This window comes from Bacillus sp. MBGLi79, from assembly GCF_002953915.1.
The window spans coordinates 1,985,377-1,991,856 of sequence record NZ_CP026521.1; the positions used below are offsets into that span (position 1 = coordinate 1,985,377).

General features: G+C 46.9%; 5 protein-coding genes. All 5 read left to right on the forward strand.

What is annotated here, in order from left to right:
• Nucleotides 1-69: 69 nt before the first annotated feature.
• Nucleotides 70-2,145, forward strand: a complete 2,076-nt coding sequence (gene topA, locus C1T29_RS10145) for a type I DNA topoisomerase (protein WP_020451381.1) — start codon at nucleotides 70-72, stop codon at nucleotides 2,143-2,145.
• A 75-nt stretch (nucleotides 2,146-2,220) separates the two neighbouring features.
• Nucleotides 2,221-3,525, forward strand: coding sequence for an FADH(2)-oxidizing methylenetetrahydrofolate--tRNA-(uracil(54)-C(5))-methyltransferase TrmFO (trmFO, locus tag C1T29_RS10150; protein ID WP_020451382.1), 1,305 nt, complete (start codon nucleotides 2,221-2,223; stop codon nucleotides 3,523-3,525).
• 66 nt (nucleotides 3,526-3,591) lie between these two features.
• On the forward strand, nucleotides 3,592-4,506 hold the full coding sequence (gene xerC, locus C1T29_RS10155) for a tyrosine recombinase XerC (protein WP_035338771.1): 915 nt from the start codon (nucleotides 3,592-3,594) through the stop codon (nucleotides 4,504-4,506).
• A gap of 13 nt (nucleotides 4,507-4,519) precedes the next feature.
• On the forward strand, nucleotides 4,520-5,065 hold the full coding sequence (hslV, locus tag C1T29_RS10160; protein WP_020451384.1) for an ATP-dependent protease subunit HslV: 546 nt from the start codon (nucleotides 4,520-4,522) through the stop codon (nucleotides 5,063-5,065).
• Between the two features lie 16 nt (nucleotides 5,066-5,081).
• The coding region (gene hslU, locus C1T29_RS10165; protein ID WP_208945679.1) for an ATP-dependent protease ATPase subunit HslU at nucleotides 5,082-6,480 on the forward strand (1,399 nt) is incomplete at its 3' end.

Here is a 6,480-nt window from a genome sequence, read left to right on the forward strand (position 1 = left end):
GATTATGCTGAATACAATAAAAAGGCTAAATTGAAAAGAGAGAGAACACCTCTTGAGGGGGATAATGTTATGTCCGAATACTTAGTCATCGTGGAATCGCCTGCAAAGGCAAAAACGATTGAGCGATACTTAGGAAAAAAATATAAAGTGAAAGCTTCGATGGGACACGTCAGAGACTTGCCGAAAAGCCAGATGGGCGTTGACATCGAGCAGAACTTTGAACCAAAATACATCACGATCCGCGGGAAAGGCCCCGTGTTAAAAGAATTAAAAACGGCCGCCAAAAAGGCAAAAAAAGTCTATCTCGCAGCCGACCCCGACAGGGAAGGGGAAGCGATCGCGTGGCATTTGGCACACAGCCTTGATCTGGATCTGAATTCCGACTGCCGCGTCGTATTTAATGAGATTACAAAAGATGCGATCAAAGATTCATTTAAGCATCCGCGCATGATCAATATGGATCTTGTCGACGCCCAGCAGGCGAGAAGAATTCTGGACCGCCTTGTAGGATACAAAATCAGCCCGATTTTATGGAAAAAAGTAAAAAAAGGCTTGAGTGCGGGACGTGTCCAATCTGTTGCACTCCGCCTTATCATTGACAGAGAAAAAGAAATCAACGATTTTAAACCTGAAGAATATTGGACCATTGAAGGGTCTTTTCTCAAAGGCAAAGAAACATTTGAAGCGAGTTTCTTCGGAATAAACGGCGAAAAGCACCAGCTGAAAAGCGAAGAAGATGTAAAACAAATCCTCTCCCAGATCAAAGGGAACAAATTTGAGGTTAAAAAGGTTACGAAAAAAGAACGGAAGCGGAACCCTGCGCTCCCGTTTACAACATCGACGCTTCAGCAGGAAGCGGCGCGTAAATTAAATTTCCGGGCAAAGAAAACGATGATGATCGCCCAGCAGCTTTATGAAGGAATCGATCTCGGCAAAGAAGGAACTGTCGGGTTAATCACTTATATGAGAACGGATTCAACCCGCATCTCGAATACAGCTCAAGAAGAAGCGGCATCATTCATCGGCGAACAGTACGGAAAAGAATTTTTGGGGAGCAAGCGAAAACCTGCCAAAAAGAATGAAAACGCCCAGGATGCCCACGAAGCGATCAGGCCGACCTCGGTGCTCAGAAAGCCTTCCGATCTGAAGGCGGTATTGGGAAGAGACCAGCTTCGACTATACAAGCTGATCTGGGAGCGCTTTGTCGCAAGCCAGATGGCTCCGGCGACACTCGATACGATGAGCGTCGATCTTGAAAACAACGGGTTGACATTTCGGGCGAACGGCAGTAAAGTCAAGTTTTCAGGTTTCATGAAGGTGTACGTTGAAGGAAAAGACGATCAGATGGAAGAGAAGAATAAGATGCTTCCGGATCTCGCTGAAGGCGACACCGTTCTTTCAAAAGATATCGAACCCGAACAGCACTTCACACAGCCGCCTCCGCGCTATACGGAAGCAAGGCTGGTCAAAACGCTTGAAGAGCTGGGAATCGGCCGTCCGTCGACTTACGCGCCGACGCTTGACACAATTCAAAAGCGCGGGTATGTCGCCCTTGATAACAAACGCTTTATCCCGACTGAACTCGGTCAAATCGTGCTTGACTTGATCATGGAGTTTTTCCCTGAGATCATTAATGTTGAGTTCACCGCCAAAATGGAAAAAGAGCTTGATGACGTTGAAGACGGAAACATTCAATGGGTGCAGATCATCGATTCCTTTTACAAGGACTTTGAAAAACGCGTTGAAAAGGCGGAAGCCGAGATGCAGGAAGTGGAAATCGAACCGGAGTATGCGGGTGTGGATTGTGAAGAGTGCGGCCACCCGATGGTCTATAAAATGGGCCGCTACGGCAAATTTATGGCCTGCTCCAATTTTCCGGATTGCCGCAACACCAAGCCGATTGTAAAAGAGATCGGGGTCAAATGCCCTTCATGCAAAACCGGCAACATCGTCGAGCGCAAATCGAAAAAACGCCGTATTTTTTACGGCTGTGACCGCTATCCTGAATGCGAATTCGTATCATGGGATAAACCGCTTGAACGGAAATGTCCGAAATGCGAGGACATGCTTGTCGAGAAAAAGCTCAAAAAAGGCGTTCAAGTGCAGTGCGTGAATTGCGATTATAAGGAAGAACAACAAAAGTAGCGGTGAGCAGGGCTTTGCTCACCTTCTTTGTTGTGTTAAAAGATGAAGTCAACTCATAAATTAGGAGATGTGAATATGAATCAAACAGTAAATGTCATCGGTGCAGGACTTGCCGGAAGCGAAGCTGCATGGCAGCTTGCCAAGCGAGGTATCAATGTCCGTTTATACGAAATGAGGCCTGTTAAACAAACGCCGGCACACCATACAGATAAATTCGCAGAACTTGTCTGCAGCAACTCGCTTCGGGCGAATTCATTAACGAACGCTGTCGGTGTATTAAAGGAAGAAATGCGGGTTCTTGACTCGGCCATCATCGCTGCCGCTGACGAATGTTCTGTTCCTGCCGGCGGTGCGCTTGCCGTAGACAGGCATGAATTTGCCGCAAACGTTACCGAAAAAGTAAAGAATCATCCGAATGTGACTGTGCTCAATGAAGAAGTCACGGAAATACCGGAAGGACCGACTATTATTGCAACAGGACCGCTGACGTCAGAATCGCTTTCCGCGAAGCTCCGGGAGCTGACAGGAGAGGACTATCTGTACTTTTATGACGCCGCTGCGCCGATAGTTGAGAAAGACAGCCTTGATATGGATAAAGTCTATTTGAAATCCCGCTATGACAAAGGGGAGGCAGCGTATTTGAACTGTCCGATGACTGAAGAAGAGTTTGACAGATTTTATGACGCCCTTGTGTCTGCAGAAACTGTTCCATTGAAAGAATTTGAAAAGGAAATCTTCTTTGAAGGCTGCATGCCGATTGAAGTCATGGCGAAGCGCGGCAAAAAAACGATGCTGTTCGGCCCGATGAAGCCTGTCGGCCTTGAAGATCCCAAAACAGGAAAGCGTCCATACGCCGTTGTGCAGCTGCGCCAAGATGATGCAGCCGGCACGCTTTACAATATCGTCGGTTTTCAGACCCACCTCAAATGGGGCGACCAAAAGGAAGTGCTCCGCCTCATTCCGGGACTGGAACAAGCTGAAATCGTCCGCTACGGCGTAATGCACAGAAATACGTTCATCAACTCGCCGAGTCTTTTAAAAGCGACCTACCAGTTTAAAAAACGGGACGATCTGTTTTTCGCCGGCCAAATGACAGGTGTTGAAGGGTATGTTGAATCAGCGGCTTCAGGTCTTGTTGCAGGAATAAATGCGGCTCGGCTCATCCAGGGAAAAGAACCGGTCACTTTTTCAAATGAAACAGCGATCGGCAGCATGGCCCATTACATCACGGAAACAAACAAGAAAAACTTCCAGCCGATGAATGCGAACTTCGGTCTGTTCAAGGAATTGGGGGTTAAAATTAAAAACAAGCAGGAACGAAATGAACAGTATGCTTCGCGCGCATTGGAGACAATTCAAAATATTTCGAAAACGCTATAGTTATTCATTGCCAGATGAACTTGTTATGTGATAACATTTAAAAGCCCTTTTCGAAGAGGTGTAATGATGGCAAATGTTAAGAATTTTTTAACTTTATTCATTGAATATTTACAAATAGAAAAGAATTATTCAAAATATACAATTGTGGGTTACATTTCTTCTATTGAAGACTTTGAACGCTTTTTACAAGTTCAGGGCATAAAAGGTTTTGAAGACGTGACTTATCCGGATGTGAGAATTTTCTTGACGGAAGCGCATGAAAAAGGGCTTACTCGCAGGACGATCAGCAAGAAAATTTCGGCTCTGCGAAGCTTCTATAAATTTTTATTAAGGGAAAAGATGGTAAAAGAAAACCCGTTTCTGCTTGTCAGTCTTCCGAAACAGGATAAACGGATTCCAAAATTTTTATATAAAAAAGAACTTGAAGAACTGTTTGAGGTTTCGGACTTGAGTACACCGCTCGGCCAAAGGAATCAGGCGCTCTTGGAACTTCTTTACGCAACAGGCATGCGGGTAAGCGAACTTTGCAGCCTGAAGGAATCCGATTTGGATCTGTTTTTAGATACGGTTTTGGTTCACGGGAAAGGCAGGAAGCAAAGGTATATTCCATTTGGTTCATTCGCCCGGGAGGCTTTGGATCTGTATATGCAAAATGGAAGACGCATCCTTCTGTTAAAAGCGAAAGAGCCCTGCCCTTTTATTTTTTTGAATCAAAGGGGCGGGCCCTTAACCCCGAGGGGGGTTCGTTACATTTTGGGAGAACTGGTCAAGAAGACTTCGGGTACATTACATATACATCCGCATATGCTCCGCCATACTTTTGCCACCCATTTGTTAAATGAGGGTGCGGATCTCAGGAGCGTTCAGGAACTGCTTGGGCATTCAAACCTTTCTTCAACCCAGGTGTATACGCATGTATCTAAAGATATGCTCAGAAAGACATATATGTCTCATCACCCTCGGGCACATAAAGGGAAATAAAGGAGGTTCTTTTATGTCATCTTTTCACGCAACGACGATATTCGCCGTCCAGCACAACGGAAAAAGCGCGATGGCGGGAGACGGCCAGGTTACGTTCGGTCAGGCTGTCGTCATGAAGCATACCGCTAGAAAGGTAAGAAAGCTCTTCAACGGGAAAGTCATTGCCGGCTTTGCCGGTTCTGTTGCGGACGCTTTCACGCTCTTTGAAATGTTTGAAGCGAAGCTTGAAGAGTACAACGGCAATTTACAGCGTGCGGCAGTCGAGCTTGCAAAAGAGTGGCGAAGCGATAAAGTCCTCAGAAAGCTTGAGGCGATGCTGATCGTCATGAACGCTGACAGCATGCTGCTCGTTTCCGGAACAGGCGAGGTGATTGAACCTGACGACGGCATTTTGGCGATCGGCTCAGGCGGAAACTATGCCCTGGCAGCCGGAAGGGCGTTGAAACGTCATGCAGGCGGCCAGCTTGACGCAAGAGCGATTGCGAGGGCCTCACTTGAAACCGCGGGCGAAATCTGTGTGTATACGAACGATCAGATCATTGTAGAAGAACTTGAATAGAAAGGATATGAGGCATATGGAAAAAAAGCCGCTGACTCCTAGGCAGATCGTCGAAAGGCTTGATCAATACATCGTCGGCCAGCTCGATGCGAAAAAAGCGGTCGCCGTGGCATTGAGGAACCGCTACAGAAGAAGTCTTCTTGATGAAAAACTGCGCGAAGAAATCGTTCCGAAAAACATATTGATGATGGGTCCGACAGGTGTGGGAAAAACCGAGATTGCAAGACGAATCGCGAAGCTCGTCGGCGCTCCGTTCGTCAAAATCGAAGCGACGAAGTTCACGGAAGTCGGTTATGTGGGCAGAGATGTTGAATCGATGGTCAGGGATCTTGTGGAAACGTCAATCCGCCTCGTCAAAGAGGAAAAAATGAACGAAGTGAAAGGCATCGCCGAAGAAAACGCAAATAAACGCCTCGTCCGCCTGCTTGTACCGGGAAGAAAAAAACAGTCAGGTGCGAAAAATCCTTTTGAAATGCTGTTTGGCGGAAATCAGGATCAAGAGACGAATGAAGCGGAAAAGCATGAAGACACGGATATCGAAAACAACCGGAAGCGGATTGCACATCAGCTTGCTCTCGGCGAGCTTGAAGACCATTATGTCACCGTGGAGGTGGAGGAGCAGCAGCCATCCATGTTTGATATGCTCCAAGGCTCGGGTATGGAACAGATGGGCATGAACATGCAGGATGCGCTCAGCAGCCTGATGCCGAAAAAGAAAAAGCGCCGCAAGCTGACGGTCAGGGAAGCACGAAAAGTGCTGACGAATGAAGAAGCGGCAAAGCTCATCGATATGGACGAAGCTGCCCAGGAGGCCGTCCTGAGAGCCGAACAGTCGGGAATCATCTTTATCGATGAGATCGATAAAATCGCCAAAAAGAGCGGTGCTTCTTCATCGGCCGACGTCTCAAGAGAGGGCGTGCAGCGCGATATTCTTCCGATTGTAGAAGGCTCTACCGTCATGACAAAGTATGGTGCGGTCAAAACGGATCACGTGCTGTTCATCGCTGCAGGTGCATTCCATATGGCGAAGCCTTCAGATCTAATTCCAGAGCTGCAGGGACGCTTTCCGATCCGCGTTGAGCTTCAAAAGCTGAGCATCGATGATTTTGTGAAAATCTTAACTGAGCCTGACAACGCTCTTCTAAAGCAGTATAAGGCTTTATTGAAGACGGAAGGTATATCTCTTGAATTTTCTGACGATGCTATTCGTAAGATTGCAGAAGTGGCTTATCATGTGAACCAGGACACAGACAATATCGGGGCGAGAAGGCTTCACACCATTTTGGAACGGCTTTTGGAAGAACTGTCATTCGAGGCTCCGGATGTGATGATGGAGGAAGTTGTCATCACGCCTCAATATGTTGAAGAAAAGCTCGGTTCGATCGCTAAGAATAAGGATTTAAGCCAGTTTATTT